This is a genomic window from Pseudonocardia phyllosphaerae (genome assembly GCF_046546475.1).
Classification (GTDB): domain Bacteria; phylum Actinomycetota; class Actinomycetes; order Mycobacteriales; family Pseudonocardiaceae; genus Pseudonocardia; species Pseudonocardia phyllosphaerae.
Map to the genome: position 1 here is coordinate 150915 of NZ_JBKGXS010000010.1, position 17371 is coordinate 168285.

Consider the following 17371-nt stretch of genomic DNA (forward strand, 5'->3'; position numbering starts at 1 on the left):
AAGCGGTTCGCTGCACCGGGTCTCCCCGGTCGCGGACCATGTGAACGTGTCCGATCGGATCATCGCCCGGGTGCGGTGATCCGGCCACCGGCGACCGGCGAAGATGTGAGCAGGCCGTCCGGACCGTACCCCCGGAATCGGCCACTCCGACGAACCGGACGAGAACGAGGGAGAACGACGAGATGGGCATGCCACCGGAGCTGACGGTGTGGCAGCGGATCGAGGCGACGCTGCGCAGGCGTCGCCGGACCTCGGGATTCTGGTTCGGGCTCGCGATCGCGGTGATCTGGCCGATCGTGCTGTGGGGCACCCGGCTCGGCTGGCGCGGCGGGGAGAACCTGCCGAAGTCCGGCGGGGCGCTGCTGGTCGGCAACCACGTGTCGTTCTCCGACCCGATCTTCGACATCGCGTTCGGCACCGCGCACGGGCGGATGCCGCGGTTCATGGCCAAGGCCGAGCTGTGGGACGTCCCGGTCGTGAAGTGGGTGCTCGGCGGCGGCGGGCACATCCCGGTGTACCGCGCGTCGAAGCGGGCGGGGGAGTCGTTCCAGGGTGCGATCGACGCCCTGGAGCGCGGCGAGATCGTCGCCGTCTACCCGGAGGGCACCTACACCGAGGACCCCGAGGGCTGGCCGATGAAGCCCAAGAGTGGCGTCGCGCGGATCGCGCTGCGCAGCGGGGCCCCGGTCATCCCGGTCGCGAACTGGGGCACCCAGGACTTCCTGCCCGCCGACGGGAAGCCGAAGATGTTCCCGCGCAAGCGGATCGGCATCTCGGTTGGCCCGCCCGTCGACCTGTCGGAGTTCGCCGGCAAGCCGCTGACGAAGACCACCCTCGACGCCGCCACCACGAAGATCATGGACGCGGTGCTGGTGCTGCTGGAGGACCTGCGGGGCGAGAAGGCCCCCGACCGGCCGCCGTACGACCCGGCCGCGGCGAAGAAGGCCGCCCCCGGGATCGCCGCGCCTGCCGACGCCCCGGCGGCACCGGGCACGCCGGTGGGGGAGCGCGAAGCCGGCTGACCGCGGCCGGCTGACCGCGGCCGGCTGACCCCGCAGCCGGTTCCCACACCCCTGCGCCGGCCCGCACACCTCTGCCGGGGTTCGCACACCCGAAATATGGGGTGTGGGGACCGGCGCGGGGGTGTGAGGTGGGTCCGAGCTCCGTCAGAGGTCGAGGCCGAGCAGCGCGTTCTCCACGACCTCGGGCAGGGCCGGGTGGATCCAGTACTGCCCGGTGGCCATCGCGCGGGCGTCGAGGCCGAACGACATGGCCTGGATCAGCGGCTGGATCACCGTCGACGCCTGGGGGCCGAGCAGGTGCGCGCCCAGCAGCCGTCCGGAGCCCTTCTCCGCGATGATCTTGCAGAGGCCGGTGGTGTCCTCCATCGCCCAGCCGTAGGCGACGTCGCCGAAGTTCTGCACCTTCACCGCGATGTCGTGGCCGGCCTCGCGGGCGGCGGCCTCGGTCAGCCCGACCGAGGCGATCTGCGGCTCGGTGAACACCGCCGCCGGGACGAACCGGTGGTTGGTGGCCCACAGGTCGTCGGGGTGGGTGAGGTTGTGCCCCACCACCTTCGCTTCGTGGTTGGCGACGTGCTTGAGCTGGTGCTCGGAGCTGACGTCACCGAGCGCCCAGACGCCGTCGGCGGAGACGCTGCGCTGGTAGGCGTCGACCTCGACGCGGCCGTCGGGCAGCGTCGCGACCCCGCCGGCGGGCAGGTCCATCCGGTCGCCGTTGGGGCGGCGGCCGGTCGCGACCAGCAACGTGTCGGCGACGATCTCCGAGCCGTCGTCGAGGGTGACCGTGACCTCGCCCGGCCCGCCGCTCCCGTCCCCGGACAGGCCCGTGACCTGCGTGTTCAGCCGGGTGTCCCAGCGGTCCTGCGCGATCTCGGTGAACCGCTGCGACAGCGTCTCGTCGAGGTGGCGCAGCAGCCGCGGCCCGCGGGCGACCATGGTGACCTCGGCGCCGAGCGCGTGGAAGACGTGCGCGAACTCCGCGGCGATGTAGCCGCCACCGAGGATCACCAGCCGGCGTGGCACGGCGTCGACCCGCATGACCGTGTCGGAGGTCTCGAACGGGACCCCGGAGTCGGCGACCACGGGGGGCACGACGGGCCGGCTGCCCGCGGCGATGACGACGCGGTCGGCGGTGAGGGTGTCGGTGCCCGAGCCGTCGGTGCGCTCGACGGCGAACTCCCGGTCCCCGGTGAACCGGGCGTGCCCGAAGTACACGGTGACGTTCGGGCTGCGGTCCACGCGGTACTCGCGCCCGCCGGCGGAAATCGGGTCGATCCGGCCGAACACCCGGTCCCGGATGTCGGTCCAGCGGATCTTGTCGATGCTCGCGTCGACGCCGTAGACCGAGGAGTGCCGGATCTCCTCGGCGACGTCGGCGGCGTAGACGTACATCTTGGTCGGGATGCAGCCGACGTTCAGGCAGGTCCCGCCGAAGACGCCGTGCTCGACCAGTGCCACGTCCAGGCCGGCGAACCGTTCGTCGAGGAAGGTGTTGCCCGAGCCGGTGCCGACGACGACCAGATCATGGTGAGCCACGACCGCGAGGCTAACCGCTCACCGCACACCGCCGCCGCTCTGGTACGCACGCCCGCATGACCGCGCACGCCCCGGATCCCGCTCTGCACCCCCCGGACCCGGCCCTGCACCGCAGCTCCGCCGCCGACCTCGACGCCGCGACGCTGCACGCGCTGCTCAGGCTGCGGGTCGACGTGTTCGTCGTCGAGCAGGAGTGCCCGTACCCCGAGATCGACGGCCGCGACCTCGAACCCGGCACCCGGCACTACTGGCTGACCGGTGACGACGGCACCGTGCTCGCCACGCTGCGGCTGCTCGTCGAGCCCGGCGGCGGGTTCCGGATCGGGCGGGTCTGCACCCGGCTCGACGCCCGCGGCCGCGGCCTCGGTCACCGGCTGATGACCGCCGTGCTCGACGACGTCGGCGGCGCGCCCTGCGTGCTCGACGCCCAGGTGGTGCAGGAGGCGTTCTACGCCCGGCACGGGTTCGTCGTCACCGGGGAGCAGTTCGTCGAGGACGGCATCCCGCACGTCCCGATGGCCTGGCGGCCGCAGCCGGATCCCGCCTGACCAGCGGACTTTCCCCACACAACGCAGCGTCAAACCCCCCGATCACGTGAGCGCGCCGGACGGACGGGACGCCATCGTTGCGCGACAATGCGCCGAATGCCCGGCCGTGCGGCCGGGGCACCGACCCGGAGGGACGGGAGCGCATGAGCGACGACCGAACGCGCGAGAACTCGCCGTCGTGGGGCCGCGTCGGGCCGGAGGACCCCTCGGCCGACCCCGCGACGAAGCCGGCCATGACGCCGGAACGGACCGGAGGCGCGCACGCGCGCCCCGAGGAGCCGACGACCGCCATCCCGACCGGTGAGCCCGGCGGGCAGCCGTCGACCGGCGAGCACGGCACTCCCCAGGAGCCGGCCGGCAAGAAGGGGCGCACGAAGCAGAAGGCGCCGAAGAGCCGCACCGGCGGGCTCTGGGCGGGACTGATCCTGTCCGCGCTCGTCCTGATCATCCTGCTGATCTTCATCGCGCAGAACACCGCGCCCGCACAGATCAACTTCCTGGGCTACGAGGGCGAGCTGCCGACCGGTGTCGCGCTGCTGTTCGCCGCGATCGCCGGGATCGTGCTGGTCGCGATCCCGGGCAGCATCCGGATCGCGCAGCTGCGCCGCGCGATCCGCAAGGCCGGCTGAGACGCCGCTCCCGACACGAGAACGCCGCCCGGTGCAGCACCGGGCGGCGTCTCCGCGTCGTACGAGGTCGTCCGAGGGTCAGCGGCGGCGGCCCCGCTGGCGCCCGCCGCCGGCGTTGCCGCTCTGACGGCGAGGCGAGCCGTCCTTGGCCGCCCGCGGCTTGCGCTGCGGCTGCGCCGGCTTCGCGACGACGATCGGCTCCCCGGACGGGGTCCTGGCGCCGGTCACCCGGACCAGCTCGGCGTCGCCGGGGGAGACCTCAGCGACGGTCGGGTCGACCCCGGCCTGGCGGGTCAGGGTGTCGACCTCCCGGCGCTGGTCACGGGTGACCAGGGTGACGACGACGCCGTCCTCCCCGGCGCGGGCGGTGCGCCCGGCACGGTGCAGGTAGGCCTTCGGGTCGGCGGGCGGGTCCACGTGCACGACCAGCCCGACGTCGTCGATGTGGATGCCGCGGGCGGCGACATCGGTCGCGACGAGCGTCGGGACCTCACCGGAGCGGAAGTCGTCGAGCGCTCGGTTGCGCTGGCTCTGCGAGCGGCCACCGTGCAGCGGGCCTGCCGGGACGCCCTGGCGACGCAGCACCCGCACGAGCCGGTCCGCGCCGTGCTTGGTGCGCACGAACAGGATGGTGCGGCCCTCGCGGGCGGCGATCTCGGCGACGACGTCGTTGCGCTGGTCGCGGTCCACGACGAACACGTAGTGGTCCATCGTCGAGACGCTGCCGGTGGGGGCGGCCACCGACCGGGTCACCGGGTCGGTGAGGTGCCGGCGGACGAGGGTGTCGACGTCGCCGTCGAGCGTCGCGGAGAACAGCAGCCGCTGACCGTCGGAGGGGGTGCGGTCGAGGATCGCGCGGACCTGGGGCAGGAAGCCCATGTCGGCCATCCGGTCGGCCTCGTCGAGCGCGGTGACGGTGACCTCGGACAGGTCGCAGGTGCCCTGCTGGAGGTGGTCGGTGAGCCGGCCCGGGGTGGCGACGAGCAGGTCGACCCCGCGGCGCAGCTCGGCGATCTGCCGGTTCATCGACATCCCGCCGACGACCACGGCGACCTTCAGGTCCACGGCCTTCGCCAGTGGCGCGAGCACGTCGACGACCTGGGTGGCGAGCTCGCGGGTCGGCACCAGCACCAGCCCGCGCGGGGTCGACGGGCGCGAGCGCTCCCCGGCGAGGCGGGCCAGCAGCGCCAGCCCGAAGGCCAGGGTCTTGCCGGAGCCGGTCTGGCCGCGGCCGAGCAGGTCACGCCCGGACAGGGTGTCGGGCAGCGTCGCGGCCTGCACCGGGAACGGGGCGGTGAAGCCCTCCTCGGCGAGCGCCTTCACCAGGCGCTCGGGCAGGCCCAGCTCGGCGAACGACGGCATGCCCGACGCGGGCTCGGTCCACGGCTCGACGTCGGTGCTCACCGCCTGGCCCTGCGGTGCGGACTTCTGCTTCGGGGCCTTCCCGCCGCCGTTGCGGGGGGTGTTGTTGCGCGGCTTCGGGGCCGACCCGGCCCCGCCACGGCCGCCGCCACCACGACGGCGACGGCTCTGCTCACCGGCCGGACGGTCCCCGTCGCGGCCGTCACGGCCGTCACGGCTGTCACGGCCGCCGCGGCCGGCGGTGCGGTCGGTGTTCTCGGTACGGGCCGGGCGGTCGCGGTCGGACCGGCGCTCGGGGCGCGGGCGGCCGGAACCGGCGGACTCGGAACGGTGCTGCTCCGGGCGCTGACGCTCGGAACGGGGCTGCTCGGGGGCGCCGGTCGGCCGGGTGGCGCGACGGCGCGGACGGCGCTCACCGGCGTCACCGGTCTGGTCGGACGACGGCGAACGGAACTGGGGCCTGGTCACAGGGCTCCTCGCAGGACGTGGCACGCCATGCGGAGACCTCGGGGAGGGAGCTCGGCCGACGGGCCCGGGCGCGGTCGCCGCGTCGATGCGGGCGCGCTCCGTGATGGGAAGGGCTTCGAACGGTGGGCCCGGCGGGTTGTCTGCCCGGGGCACTCGTCGAATCACCGTACGCCCCGTGGATCCGGTGCGGGACCGCCACCCGCCCCGCAGCCGGGGCCGGGTGGTCACCGTCACGTCAGCGGCGAGCCGGTTCAGCCGAACGTCCGCAGCGCCCCGATCCCGATCAGTCCGAACACCAGCGCCCACACCACGACGGTCACGACCTGCCAGATCACGACCTGCCGCCGGTCCAGCCCGGCCGCGATCATCCCGAACGCGGTCAGCGAGATCGCCAGCAGCGTCGGTGCGAGCAGGGAGGCGACCGGGACGCCGTAACGGTCCACCCGCGCGATCATCTTCTGCCGCCGGGCGCTCGGCGGCCGCTGCGCGCGGCGGTCCAGTCCCCGCCGGGCCCGGTCCCCGAGCCACACCGCGACGGCCAGTGCCAGCAGGTTCCCCACGACCGCCCCGGTCCCGGCGAGCAGGACCGGCATCCCGGCCGCGGTCCCGACCAGCGTGCCGATGTAGGACTCCAGGAACGGCACCACGCCGATCACGAACACCGCGAGGAACGCCAGGACCGGGTGCAGGTCGGTCACCCACGCGTTCAGCTGCTCCATCATGCCTCGATGGTGCCGTATGTCCGGTTTGTCGTGCCGGTCTCCGGTCGGGAACTCGCGGTCGGGAACTCGCGGCCGGGACCCCTCAGGCCGGGATGACGAGGTCCAGGTGGTCGCCGTCGCGCTCCACGGTGTGCCCGGCACGGCGCGCGATCCGGGCGACGGCGGTCGCGTCGGCGGGCTCGGCGCGCGAGGCCGCGAGCAGCCGCGCCAGCCCGCCCTTGTGGGACTTGTTGTGGTGGCTGACCACCGATCGGGACCCGTCCGGGCGCTCGGCGAGCACGTTCACGGTGACCGCGCCGGGCACCGCGCCCAGGGCGGCGTAGCCACCCGAGCGCAGGTCGACGACCAGCTCACCGGCGGCGATCCGCGCCAGCAGCGGGTCGGCCACCGGCCGCCACCGCGACGCCAGCGTCCCCGAGCCGGGCAGCTTCGACCCGGCCGAGAGCCGGTAGGCCGGGATCGGGTCGTCCGCGCCGACGACGCCGAACAGCGCCGACTGCACGGCCAGCCGGGAGCGGGCCCGGTCGCGGACGGCGCGGGTGAACGATCCGGCGTCGAGGGCGTCGTAGAGGACCCCGGTGTAGCGGTCCAGCGCCGGCATCGTCGGCGAGGTGAACAGCGCGGCGTTCCGGTCGATCTCGGCGTCCTGCCGGGCGGAGACGCCGAGCGCGGCGCGGGCGGCCGGGCGGTCCGCGGCCAGGGCCACCAGCTCGTCGGCCAGCTCCTTGCGGACGGCGCCGAGGTCGGCGTCGTGGGACAGCGCGGCGAGGTCGAGCGGCGGGCCGTCCCCGCCGGCGCGCTTGGTCTCCGAGGGCGGCAGCAGCACGAGCACGGCGGGCGAGAGTACTTCCCCGGTGATCACCGGCGGCGGCCCCCACCTGCGATCGCGGCCACAGCGCGCCGCCCGGCGGGGGCGTTGTGCCCCATCCCGGGCGCCGCTAGGTTCGAGGCCGTGACCTGCCTCGTGGCGCGCCTGCACGTCGACCTCATGCGCCTGTCCAGCGCGAGTTGTCGACGCTGCGGCTGACCTCCGCCCGACCGAGGGCGCACCTGCCGTCCCGCAGGCCGGGCGCCCCGCACGACCCGTCCCGTCCGGCACCGCTGCCGAGGCACGGAAGTCGCCGGACCGCATCCGAGGAGCACATCCCGTCATGACCGAGCCCGACCCCACCGCCAACTGGTCGTTCGAGACCAAGCAGGTGCACGCCGGCGCCGAGCCCGACCCGACCACCAACGCGCGGGCCACGCCGATCTACCAGACGACGTCCTACGTCTTCCGGGACTCCGAGCAGGCCGCGAAGCTGTTCGGCCTGCAGGAGTTCGGCAACATCTACACCCGGATCATGAACCCGACCCAGGACGTGCTGGAGCAGCGCGTCGCCGCCCTGGAGGGCGGGGTCGGGGCGCTCGCCGTCGCCTCCGGGCAGGCCGCGCAGCAGCTCGCCGTGCTGAACATCGCCGAGGCCGGGGACCACATCGTCGCCAGCGCCTCGCTCTACGGCGGCACCTACAACCAGTTCCACTACACGTTCCCCAAGCTCGGGCTCGAGGTCACGTTCGTCGACGACCCGGACGACCTGGAGGCGTGGAAGGCGGCCATCCGGCCGAACACCAAGCTGCTCTACGCCGAGACCCTGGGCAACCCGCGCGGCAACGTGCTGGACGTCGAGGGCGTCGCCGGGGTGGCACACGAGGCAGGCGTGCCGCTGGTCGTCGACAACACCGTCCCGACGCCGTACCTGCTGCGGCCGATCGAGCACGGCGCCGACATCGTCGTCCACTCGCTGACCAAGTTCCTGGGCGGGCACGGCACCTCGGTCGGCGGCATCATCGTCGACTCCGGCAACTTCGACTGGACCGCGCACGCCGACAAGTTCCCCGGCCTGACCCAGCCGGACCCGAGCTACCACGGCGCGGTGTTCACCGACGCCGTCGGCCCGCTGGCCTACATCATCAAGGCCCGCGTGCAGCTGCTGCGCGACCTCGGCCCGGCGATCTCCCCGCAGAACGCGTTCTACATCCTGCAGGGCATCGAGACGCTGTCGCTGCGGATGGACAAGCACAACGCCAACGCCCAGGAGCTGGCGGAGTGGCTGCAGGAGCGCGACGAGGTCGAGACCGTGCACTACGCCGGGCTCGAGTCCTCGCCGTGGCACACCGCGGCGCAGAAGTACCTGCCCAAGGGCGCCGGTGCGATCGTCGCGTTCGAGCTGCGCGGCGGGGTCGAGGCGGGCCGGAAGTTCGTCGACTCGCTCGAGCTGTTCAGTCACCTCGCCAACATCGGTGACGTGCGCAGCCTGGTGATCCACCCGGCGTCGACGACGCACAGCCAGCTCTCCCCGGAGGAGCAGCTGGCCTCCGGCGTCACCCCCGGCCTGGTGCGCCTGTCGGTGGGCCTGGAAGGCGCCGAGGACCTCAAGGCCGACCTGGACGCGGGCTTCCGCGCGGCCAAGGGCGCGTGAGTGCCGACCGTCTCCCTCCCGCCAGCGGTGCCTGGCGGGAGGGAGACGACCCCGGCGCGCGACGGTTCCTGGACCTGCCGGGTCCGCTGAAGCTGGAGGCCGGCGGGGAGCTGCCGGAGGCCCGGCTGGCCTATGAGACGTGGGGCGAGCTCGCCCCGGACGGCTCGAACGCGGTCCTGGTGCTGCACGCGCTCACCGGGGACGCGCACGTCGAGGGCCCCGCCGGGCCCGGACAGCCCACCGCGGGCTGGTGGCCCGGCCTGATCGGGCCGGGCCTGCCGCTGGACCCGGCGCGCTGGTTCGTCGTCGCCCCGAACGCGCTCGGCGGCTGCCAGGGCTCGACCGGCCCGGCGTCGCCGGCCCCGGACGGGCGGCCGTGGGGCAGCCGGTTCCCGGCGGTCACCATCCGCGACACCGTCGCCGCCGAGCAGCACCTCGCCGACGCGCTCGGCATCGACTCCTTCGCCTGCGTGATCGGCGGGTCGATGGGCTCGATGCGATCGCTGGAGTGGGCCGCGACCGAGCCCGACCGGGTGCGGCGCCTCGCGCTGCTGGCCGGTCCGGCGGCGTCGTCGGCGGACCAGATCGGCTGGGCCGCACCGCAGATCGAGGCGATCCGCGCGGACCCGGGCTGGCACGGCGGCGACTACCACGACCTCGGGCCCGGGGAGGGGCCGTGGCGCGGCCTCGGCGTCGCCCGCCGGATCGCGCACCTCTGCTACCGCTCCGGGATCGAGCTCGACACCCGGTTCGGCCGCGACCGGCAGCCGGGGGAGGACCCGCTCGACGGCGGCCGGTTCGCCGTCGAGTCCTACCTCGACCACCACGCCGACAAGCTGGTGCGCCGGTTCGACGCCGCGTCCTACGTGCTGCTGACCCGTGCGATGAACCTGCACGACGTCGGGCGCGAGCGCGGCGGCGTCGAGGCGGGCCTGCGCCGGGTGCGGGCCCGGACCCGGGTGGCCGGCGTCGTGTCCGACCGGCTGTACCCGATCGCGGACCAGCAGCGGCTCGCCGACGGCATCTCCGGCGCCGGTGACCTCACGGTGATCGACTCCCCGTACGGCCACGACGGCTTCCTCATCGAGACGCCGACGGTGGGACGCCTGCTCACGGAGCTGCTCGCCGAATCGGCATGATCGTCAGCTGAACGGCGCAACAGGAGTTGCGCTGTGTCGATCTTGAGAGGGTTTCAGCCACTCTCAGTGTTCTCTCAGCGCCATGTCCCTAGTGTTCCGCTCGTCCCGATACCCCATCCGGAAGAGCGCACCGTGACCTACACGACGGCACGTCCGCAGACCGCGACGGTGACCGCCACCGGCACCGGTCGGCATCGTCGGGTGTCCGGCCGCGTTCCCGAGGCGGGGGCCCCGACCGCTCCGATCGACCCCGCCGGGGATGTGGCCGGGAATGTGACGGCCCCGGGCCGCCCGGCCGGAACCCCCACCGACACCGGTCGGCACCGCCGGGAGGCCGCGCGGTCCGCCCGCGCCGCCTACGCCGAGGCGAACGGGTCGCCGGAGCAGTCGGTCGAGCGCAGTGCCGGGGCCCGCCGGGCCGCCGAGCGCGGCGTCGTCGGGCAGGCGTTCCCGCAGCAGCGCGGCGGCCGTCGCCGTACCGACTGGGTCGACGCGGCCAAGGGCATCTGCATCGTGCTGGTCGTCGTGCACCACGCGGTGATGTTCCTGGAGCCGCACGGGCTGATCCCGGGCCCGCTGAACATGCTCAACACCGCGCTCGCGTCGCTGCGGATGCCGCTGTTCTTCCTGGTCTCGGGGCTGTTCCTGCCCTCGGTGCTGGCGAAGCCGTGGCGCACGCTGCTGCACCGCCGGGTCGCGTTGTTCGCCTGGCTCTACTTCCTGTGGACCGGGATCCAGTTCGGGGTGACCTCGCTGCTGCCCGCGGGCGTCGCGCCGTCGCTGGCCACCCAGGACCTGTCGTCGCTGCTGCTGAGCCCGCTGCTCCCGGCGCCGTCGATGTGGTTCCTCTACGCGCTGGCCGTGTTCTCCATCGGTGCGCGGCTGACCCGCAACGTCCCCACCTGGGTGCTGCTCGGCGCGACCGGGATCCTGTCCGCGCTGGCCGGCGCGGAGATCCTGCAGGTGGACGCGTTCGCCTGGGAGTTCATGGCCCGCTACGCGTTCTTCTTCGCCCTCGGCTGGCACGCCCGGTCGATCGTGGAGAAGCTCGCCGCCGCCGCGACGCCGCTGCGGGTCGGGCTGGCCGCGGTGCTCGCCGGGCTCGGTGCCGGCGCCGAGGTGCTGCTGAACCTGAAGAACGTGTTCGGTGTGGCGTTCGCGCTCAACGTGGTCGCCGTCGGCGGCGGGGTGCTCGTCGCCGGGCTGCTCGCACGGTGGAAGGTGGGCCGGGTCGCGATCTTCCTCGGCCGCCGCACCCTGCCGATCTACCTGACGAACATCCTGTTCATCGGCCTGCTGACGACGCCGGTCGCGGGCCTGGCCCTCCCGGCCCCGGCGCAGGTGGCGGTGCTTGCCGTGATGGTGGTGGCGACGATCGCCGGGGCGCTCGGCCTGCACAAGGCGATCCGCGCCGCGCACGGCACCTGGCTCTACGACCTCCCCGGCCGCTGGGCCGTGCGCCCCGCGATCGGCTGAGCACCCCGGCGCCCCCGGGGCGCCCGCCGATGCGGGCCCCGGCGTGGCTCTCAGCCGACGCGCTCGCCGTAGACCCGCTGCACGCGCATCGTCATCAGCACGCGCTGGTCGCGCACCATGACCTCGCGGTACTCGTCCCAGTCCGGGTGCTCCCCGGCCGCGGCGCGGTACCACGCGACGAGCGCCTCGACGGCCGGGCCGTCGACGGTCTCGTCCGGGCCGGCGAGCTCCACGGGGCCCTCGGCGGTGGCCCAGGCGCGGCCGTCCTCGCTCTCCACCGACAGCGCGGCCCGCGGGTCGCGGCGGAGGTTGGCGGTCTTCGCGCGGCCCGCGGTCATCGAGACCTGGATCGTCCCGGCCTCGCGGTCGTAGTACGGCGTGACCGGCGACAGCTGCGGCATCCCGCTGCGCTTGATCGTCGCGAGGACGCCCTGGCGTGCTCCGGCCAGCAGCTCGTGCTGTTCGTCTCCCATGCCCGGTCAACGAGCGGACGCGCGCGAGGTGTTCCCACCGGAACCGGGGTGAGCCGCCCCGCAGGGGGTGGCTACCCTGTGCCGGGTGTTGACCCGGATGTCGTCGCTGTTCCTGCGCACCCTGCGTGAGGACCCGGCCGACGCGGAGGTGCCCAGCCATAAGCTGCTGGTCCGCGCCGGCTATGTCCGTCGCGTCGCCCCGGGGGTCTACTCCTGGCTGCCGCTCGGGCTCAAGGTGCTCCGCCGCATCGAGAACGTGGTGCGCGAGGAGATGGACGCCATGGGCGGCCAGGAGATCCAGCTCCCGGCGCTGCTGCCGCGCGAGCCCTACGAGTCGACGAACCGGTGGACCGAGTACGGCCCCAACCTGTTCCGGCTCCACGACCGTAAGGGCGGGGACTACCTGCTCGGCCCCACGCACGAGGAGCTGTTCACCCTCACGGTGAAGGGCGAGTACTCCTCGTACAAGGACTTCCCGGTCGTGCTCTACCAGATCCAGAACAAGTACCGCGACGAGGAGCGGCCGCGCGCCGGCATCCTGCGCGGGCGCGAGTTCCTGATGAAGGACTCCTACTCGTTCGACCTGTCCGACGAGGGCCTGTCGGAGTCCTACGCGAACCACCGCGCCACCTACATCCGGATCTTCGACCGGCTCGGGCTGGACTACGTGATCGTGGCCGCGACGTCCGGGGCGATGGGTGGCTCGGCGTCGGAGGAGTTCCTGGCCGAGTCCGAGACCGGCGAGGACACCTTCGTCCGCGGCCCCGGTGGCTACGCGGCCAACGTCGAGGCCGTCACCACGCCCGCGCCCGCGGAGATCCCGCTCGACGGGCTGCCCGCCGCACAGGTGCACCACACGCCGGACACCCCGACCATCGAGTCGCTGGTGGACCACCTGAACGCGACCACCGACCGCACCTTCACCGCGGCCGACACCCTCAAGAACGTGCTGGTGAAGATCAAGCAGCCCGGTGCCGACGAGTGGGAGCTGCTCGGCATCGGCGTGCCCGGCGACCGCGAGGTCGACATGAAGCGCCTCGAGGCGTCGCTGGAGCCCGCTCAGGTGGAGCTGCTCGACGAGGCCGACTTCGCCCGCAACCCGTTCCTGGTCAAGGGCTACATCGGGCCGGGCGCGCTCGCCGCGAACGGCGTCCGGTTCCTCGTCGACCCCCGGATCGTCACCGGCACCGCCTGGGTGACCGGGGCGGACAAGGCCGACCACCACGTCGTCGACCTGGTCGCGGGCCGCGACTTCACCCCGGACGGCACCATCGAGGCCGCCGAGGTCCGCGCCGGTGACCCCTCGCCGGACGGCCAGGGCGTCCTGGAGGCCGCCCGCGGCATCGAGATCGGGCACATCTTCCAGCTGGGCCGCAAGTACGCCGACGCGTTCTCCCTCGACGCGCTGGGCCCGGACTCCAAGCCGGTCCGGATCACCATGGGCTCCTACGGCATCGGTGTCTCCCGGCTGGTCGCCGCGATCGCCGAGCAGGCGCACGACGACAAGGGCCTGGTCTGGCCGCGCGCGGTCGCCCCGTTCGACGTGCACGTCGTCGTCGCCGGGAAGTCCGCGGAGCTGCTCGAGGGCGGCGAGGCCGTCGCCGCGGAGCTGGAGCAGCGGGGCCTGTCGGTGCTGCTCGACGACCGCAAGGCCAGCCCCGGCGTGAAGTTCGCCGACGCCGAGCTGGTCGGGGTGCCGACGATCGTCGTCGTCGGGCGCGGGCTGGCCGACGGCAAGGTCGAGATCAAGGACCGGGCCTCGGGGGAGCGGACCGAGGTCGACCGCGACGGCGTCGCCGGTCAGGTCGCCGCGATCGTCCACGGGGTCTGACCCGTGTGCCCCGAGGGGCACCCTCGCCACCGCCGGTGGCAACCAGGGTGCCCCTCGGGGCGACGGGCCGAGCGTGCGGCGGGCCGGGCGTGTAGCCGGGCTCAGCGCGGCGGGACCGCCGAGGACGCCAGCCGGGTGAGGTCGTCGTGCGGGACGGGCCTGCCCGGACCGCCGGCGGCGTCCGCGGCCACCAGCAGCATCGCGACGCCGACCGAGCCGTCCTGGGCGCGGGTGCGCGGCACGGCGAGCACCCCGACGTGCGCGTCCGTCGCGCGGCAGCCGGGTGACGGCGCCCCGCCCGCGACCGGGCCGGTGCCGTCGGTGTGCACGGTCGCCTCGACCCAGGTGCCCTGCTCGATCCCCGCACCGCTGCCCGGCCGCGGCCCCGGTGCACCCACGGTGACCTGCGGCTGCGTCCCGGCGTAGACGGCCTCGCCCGTGCCGCGGGCGAACGCGCCTGCGGCCTGCTCGACGCTCGTCCCGGCCGGTACGGCGACCAGCCCGGACGCGGCCACGCCCTGCGTCGCCACCGGCGACGGGCACGCGACGGCCTCGGGCGCGGGCACCTCGGTGAGCGGGGTGAAGGGCACCCCGAAGACCTCCAGCGGTGCGGCCCCGGCGGCCACGGGGGCCCAGCCGTCGGGGGACTGGACGGCGAACGCGTCCGGGTCCCGGGTCTGTGCCGTGGGGGCCCCGTCCCGGGGCTGTGCCGCGGGGGCCCCGGCGGGCGGCGGTGCGGAGCGCGGCACCGCGAAGGCGATCACGGTGCCCGCGACGAGCAGCACCACGACGAGCGCGGCGAGCGCGGGGCGCCACCAGCGGATGGGCTCGGGGGACGGCTCCGCCGGATGCCCGGGGGAGTCGCCCGGACGGCGGGTCGTCGGCGTCCGGCCGGGGGAGGTCACCCGAGCAGGGTACGGGCGGCTCCGAGCGTCACCCCGAGCCGGTGCGGGACCCGCGGTACGGGCGTCGCCGTGCAGGTCAGCCGGGCAGCAGGGTGAACTGCACCGAGCGGGTCGGGTTGTCCACGTTGGTGTCCACCAGGCAGATCGACTGCCAGGTGCCGAGCGCGAGCCGGCCGTCGAGCACCGGCACCGTCGTCGACGGCGGGACGAACGCGGGCAGTACGTGGTCGCGGCCGTGGCCGGCGCTGCCGTGCCGGTGGTACCAGCGGTCGTCGGCGGGGAGCAGCTCCCGCAGACGGGCGAGCAGATCGGCGTCGCTGCCTGCCCCGGTCTCGATCACGGCGATACCGGCGGTGGCGTGCGGGACGAAGACGTTCAGCAGTCCGTCGACCGCACCGGCCTCGGACAGGAACCGTTCGATCCGGTGCGTCAGATCGACGACGGTCTCCTCCGCCCCGGTGTGGATCTCGATCAGTTCGCTGTGCACGTCCACGAACCCTAGGCTCGTCACTAGGGTCGGGCAGCATGGAACGCGCTGTGACCGTGCATGCTTTCGGGCGACAGTTCCGCCACCGACCGGGTTACCTGAACGCCGCGTCCATCGGCGTTCCCCCGCAGGAAGCGGCCGACGCCGTCGCCGAGGCGGTGCGTTCCTGGGCCGACGGCCGGTCCCGGCCCGCCGACTTCGACTCCGCCGTCGAGACCGCCCGCGCCGGGTTCGCGGCGCTGACCGGGATGCCGGTCGACGACGTCGCCCAGGGCGCCACCGTGTCCGGGCTGGTCGCCGATCTGGCCGCCGGCGTCCCGGACGGCACCCGGGTGCTCGTCGCCGAGCACGAGTTCGCCAGCCTCACCCGGCCGTTCGCCCGGCAGGCCCGGCGCGGGGTGCGGGTCACCGCGGTTCCGCTGCCCGAGCTGGCCGCGCACGCCGGCGGGCACGACGTCGTCGCGGTGTCGGTGGTGCAGTCCGCCGACGGCCGTATCGCCGACCTCGACGCGCTGCACGACGCCCGCGCCCGGCACGGCGTCCGGCTGCTCTACGACCTCAGCCAGGCCGCGGGCTGGTTCCCGGTCCGCCGCACCGCGGTCACCGGGGCCGACGCCGTCGTCGCGGCCGGGTACAAGTGGCTCATGGCCCCGCGCGGCGCGGCCTGGCTCGCCCGCCGTCCGACGTGGACGGACGGTCCGCCGCGCGGACGGGCGTGGCCGGAGCCCCCGGGCAGCGCGGCCGGCTGGTACGGCGCCGCCGACCGCGCCACCGGGATGTACGTGCCCGACCCGGCGCCGCGGCCCGGTCCGGCCGGGACCGAGGAGTCCCCGGTGTGGCTCGCCCACGTCGGCGCGGCGGTGACGCTGCCCTGGCTGGCGGAGCTGGACCCGCAGGCCTTGTACGACGAGGTCGTCGGGCACGCCGACGCGCTGCGCGACCGGCTGGGGCTCGCACCGTCCGGCTCGGCGGTCGTGTCGGTGCGCGACCCCGGTGTGGCCGACCGGCTCGCCGGGGAGGGGATCACCGCGTCGGTCCGGGGCGGTGCGGCCCGGCTGGCGTTCCACCTCGCCGCCACCGGCGACGACGTCGACGCGGCCGCCCGGGCGCTGTCCGGCGCCGCGCTCGCCGGTTGAGGGGCGGTCACCGGCCGAGGAGCGGGGCGACTCAGGTGCGGCCGGGGAACACCGGCACGACCGGCGACCGGTCGGTCACCTGCCGCCAGAACGCGACCCGGCCGGTGCAGGCGACCATCGCCCTGAGCGCGGCCCCGCGCAGCGCCGCGGCGCTCGAACGCTCCAGCACCGAGCGCCACCCGGCGATCGCGTCGGTCTCGGCGGCGACCAGCAGCGCCCCGGCCGATGGCGCGTCGACCACCGGCTGCGGCGGCGAGTAGGCGGGCAGCGCGGAGACCGGGCGCTCACCGACGCTCGACAGCGTCGCGGTCACCTGCCCGCGCAGCGTCTTGTGCGCCTCGATGTCGCCGCGGGCGTGCTTCGCCCAGTCCGGGGGGACGAACGCCACCGCGAGCGAGTACGCCCACAGCGCGGCGTGCTCGCTGGCCAGCGCCCGTTGCAGGGCCTCCACGGCCACCTTGGGCAGCCCGGAGCGGTCGTCGGAGTCGTCACCGGAGTCGTCGTCCTGGCGCGGCGACGCTGCCGCGGTGCCGGTCACGTCAGGATCCCGGCGTAGGTGGAGCAGCAGGCCGCGATCTCCGCGACCAGGCCGGCCTGCATGGCCGGTGCCTGGTTGACGACCTCGCCTGCCGTGCGGGCCGAGGCGTCCACGGCGTCGCGGACGTCGGCCAGCGAGGCCCGCTGCGGGGTCGCCGGGACGGGCGCCTCGCCGGGGGTGCGTCCGGCGGCCGCGTCGAGCGCGGTGGCGTGCTCCATCCGCGCGGCCCGCAGCGGCTCGAGGCGTTCGGCCAGCTTCGGGTCCGACGTCACGGCCGCGGCGATCATCGAGGCGTCCATCCGGGCCTGGTCCGCCATGCCGAGCAGCGGCTCGGACGAGCCGTTGTTCCCGCCGGAGTCCGACTTGCAGGAAGCCAGCAGGGGAGTGGCGGCGACGGCGGTGGCCGCGATGCGGAGCACCTGCCTGCGGGAGGCGACGGAGCCGCCTCGGGTCTGGTCGGCCGCTCGCACGGCGCGCGGTCGTCTGCTCACGAGCGGTCATGGTGCCAGCCGGACGGGCCGTGTCCGGCAGCCACCCACGTGGCCCGGGCCACGTACCGGCCGCTCACCGCGGCGCCGGACGGGCGGCGGAGGCCGGTCGGCCGCCGATCACCGGCGGCGGCACGCTAGGCTCGTCG

At 74.6% G+C, this 17371-nt stretch carries 17 protein-coding genes; 8 read left to right on the plus strand and 9 right to left on the minus strand.

The genetic code is table 11. The features are described from left to right. Window positions 1-188 precede the first annotated feature (188 nt). A complete protein-coding gene (locus ACLE50_RS19635; RefSeq protein WP_410945051.1) occupies window positions 189-1022 on the plus strand; it encodes a lysophospholipid acyltransferase family protein in 834 nt (277 codons plus the stop codon). Between the two features lie 144 nt (window positions 1023-1166). On the opposite strand, the gene ACLE50_RS19640 is transcribed toward ACLE50_RS19635, so the two are convergent. After that, a complete protein-coding gene (locus tag ACLE50_RS19640; RefSeq protein ID WP_410945052.1) occupies window positions 1167-2558 on the minus strand; it encodes a mycothione reductase in 1392 nt (463 codons plus the stop codon). 56 nt (window positions 2559-2614) lie between these two features. On the opposite strand from ACLE50_RS19640, the gene ACLE50_RS19645 reads away from it, so the two are divergent. Continuing rightward, a complete protein-coding gene (locus ACLE50_RS19645; protein ID WP_410945053.1) occupies window positions 2615-3106 on the plus strand; it encodes a GNAT family N-acetyltransferase in 492 nt (163 codons plus the stop codon). A gap of 143 nt (window positions 3107-3249) precedes the next feature. Continuing rightward, window positions 3250-3735: a LapA family protein gene (locus tag ACLE50_RS19650; protein WP_410945054.1), complete on the plus strand. Its 486-nt coding sequence runs from the start codon at window positions 3250-3252 to the stop codon at window positions 3733-3735. A 78-nt stretch (window positions 3736-3813) separates the two neighbouring features. Here the strand turns inward: ACLE50_RS19650 and ACLE50_RS19655 are convergent, their stop codons facing one another. The 3 genes from ACLE50_RS19655 to yaaA form a co-directional block, all read right to left on the minus strand. Continuing rightward, complete coding sequence (locus tag ACLE50_RS19655) at window positions 3814-5097, minus strand: DEAD/DEAH box helicase (RefSeq protein ID WP_410945095.1); 1284 nt, start codon at window positions 5095-5097, stop codon at window positions 3814-3816. A 719-nt stretch (window positions 5098-5816) separates the two neighbouring features. Further along, a complete protein-coding gene (locus ACLE50_RS19660; RefSeq protein WP_410945055.1) occupies window positions 5817-6287 on the minus strand; it encodes a hypothetical protein in 471 nt (156 codons plus the stop codon). A gap of 82 nt (window positions 6288-6369) precedes the next feature. Further along, a complete protein-coding gene (yaaA, locus tag ACLE50_RS19665; RefSeq protein ID WP_410945056.1) occupies window positions 6370-7119 on the minus strand; it encodes a peroxide stress protein YaaA in 750 nt (249 codons plus the stop codon). A 319-nt stretch (window positions 7120-7438) separates the two neighbouring features. Between yaaA and ACLE50_RS19670 the strand changes: the two genes are divergently transcribed. The 3 genes from ACLE50_RS19670 (at window position 7439) to ACLE50_RS19680 (ending at window position 11364) form a co-directional block, all read left to right on the plus strand. Beyond that, on the plus strand, window positions 7439-8749 hold the full coding sequence (locus tag ACLE50_RS19670; protein WP_410945057.1) for a bifunctional o-acetylhomoserine/o-acetylserine sulfhydrylase: 1311 nt from the start codon (window positions 7439-7441) through the stop codon (window positions 8747-8749). Beyond that, window positions 8746-9888 (plus strand): homoserine O-acetyltransferase MetX, encoded by a 1143-nt coding sequence (gene metX / locus ACLE50_RS19675; protein ID WP_410945058.1) that lies wholly within the window; start codon window positions 8746-8748, stop codon window positions 9886-9888. The genes ACLE50_RS19670 and metX overlap by 4 nt, the downstream gene beginning before the upstream one ends. Window positions 9889-10161: 273 nt before the next feature. Next, window positions 10162-11364: an acyltransferase family protein gene (locus ACLE50_RS19680; protein WP_410945059.1), complete on the plus strand. Its 1203-nt coding sequence runs from the start codon at window positions 10162-10164 to the stop codon at window positions 11362-11364. Between the two features lie 50 nt (window positions 11365-11414). Here ACLE50_RS19680 and ACLE50_RS19685 read toward each other — a convergent pair whose 3' ends face one another. Beyond that, window positions 11415-11837, minus strand: a complete 423-nt coding sequence (locus ACLE50_RS19685; protein WP_410945060.1) for a PPOX class F420-dependent oxidoreductase — start codon at window positions 11835-11837, stop codon at window positions 11415-11417. An 85-nt stretch (window positions 11838-11922) separates the two neighbouring features. On the opposite strand from ACLE50_RS19685, the gene ACLE50_RS19690 reads away from it, so the two are divergent. Beyond that, window positions 11923-13668: a proline--tRNA ligase gene (locus tag ACLE50_RS19690; RefSeq protein ID WP_410945061.1), complete on the plus strand. Its 1746-nt coding sequence runs from the start codon at window positions 11923-11925 to the stop codon at window positions 13666-13668. A gap of 101 nt (window positions 13669-13769) precedes the next feature. On the opposite strand, the gene ACLE50_RS19695 is transcribed toward ACLE50_RS19690, so the two are convergent. After that, complete coding sequence (locus tag ACLE50_RS19695) at window positions 13770-14573, minus strand: hypothetical protein (protein ID WP_410945062.1); 804 nt, start codon at window positions 14571-14573, stop codon at window positions 13770-13772. Between the two features lie 76 nt (window positions 14574-14649). Continuing rightward, on the minus strand, window positions 14650-15060 hold the full coding sequence (locus ACLE50_RS19700) for a secondary thiamine-phosphate synthase enzyme YjbQ (RefSeq protein ID WP_410945063.1): 411 nt from the start codon (window positions 15058-15060) through the stop codon (window positions 14650-14652). A 38-nt stretch (window positions 15061-15098) separates the two neighbouring features. On the opposite strand from ACLE50_RS19700, the gene ACLE50_RS19705 reads away from it, so the two are divergent. Continuing rightward, window positions 15099-16196 carry an aminotransferase class V-fold PLP-dependent enzyme gene (locus ACLE50_RS19705; RefSeq protein ID WP_410945064.1) on the plus strand — a complete coding sequence of 366 codons (1098 nt, stop codon included), beginning with the start codon at window positions 15099-15101 and terminating at the stop codon, window positions 16194-16196. A gap of 31 nt (window positions 16197-16227) precedes the next feature. Here the strand turns inward: ACLE50_RS19705 and ACLE50_RS19710 are convergent, their stop codons facing one another. Beyond that, window positions 16228-16734 carry a DUF4439 domain-containing protein gene (locus ACLE50_RS19710; RefSeq protein WP_410945065.1) on the minus strand — a complete coding sequence of 169 codons (507 nt, stop codon included), beginning with the start codon at window positions 16732-16734 and terminating at the stop codon, window positions 16228-16230. Beyond that, window positions 16731-17225: a hypothetical protein gene (locus tag ACLE50_RS19715; RefSeq protein ID WP_410945066.1), complete on the minus strand. Its 495-nt coding sequence runs from the start codon at window positions 17223-17225 to the stop codon at window positions 16731-16733. Before ACLE50_RS19715 ends, ACLE50_RS19710 begins: the two co-directional genes overlap by 4 nt. Between the last annotated feature and the right edge of the window lie 146 nt (window positions 17226-17371).

Bases quoted from the DNA above. Each gene is read 5' to 3' on its own strand.
- ACLE50_RS19635 (WP_410945051.1), top strand. From the start codon at position 189: ATGCCACCGGAGCTGACGGTGTGGCAGCGGATCGAGGCGACGCTGCGC.
- ACLE50_RS19645 (WP_410945053.1), top strand. From the start codon at position 2,615: ATGACCGCGCACGCCCCGGATCCCGCTCTGCACCCCCCGGACCCGGCC.
- ACLE50_RS19650 (WP_410945054.1), top strand. From the start codon at position 3,250: ATGAGCGACGACCGAACGCGCGAGAACTCGCCGTCGTGGGGCCGCGTC.
- ACLE50_RS19655 (WP_410945095.1), bottom strand. From the start codon at position 5,097: ATGCCGTCGTTCGCCGAGCTGGGCCTGCCCGAGCGCCTGGTGAAGGCG.
- ACLE50_RS19660 (WP_410945055.1), bottom strand. From the start codon at position 6,287: ATGATGGAGCAGCTGAACGCGTGGGTGACCGACCTGCACCCGGTCCTG.
- ACLE50_RS19670 (WP_410945057.1), top strand. From the start codon at position 7,439: ATGACCGAGCCCGACCCCACCGCCAACTGGTCGTTCGAGACCAAGCAG.
- ACLE50_RS19685 (WP_410945060.1), bottom strand. From the start codon at position 11,837: ATGGGAGACGAACAGCACGAGCTGCTGGCCGGAGCACGCCAGGGCGTC.
- ACLE50_RS19705 (WP_410945064.1), top strand. From the start codon at position 15,099: ATGGAACGCGCTGTGACCGTGCATGCTTTCGGGCGACAGTTCCGCCAC.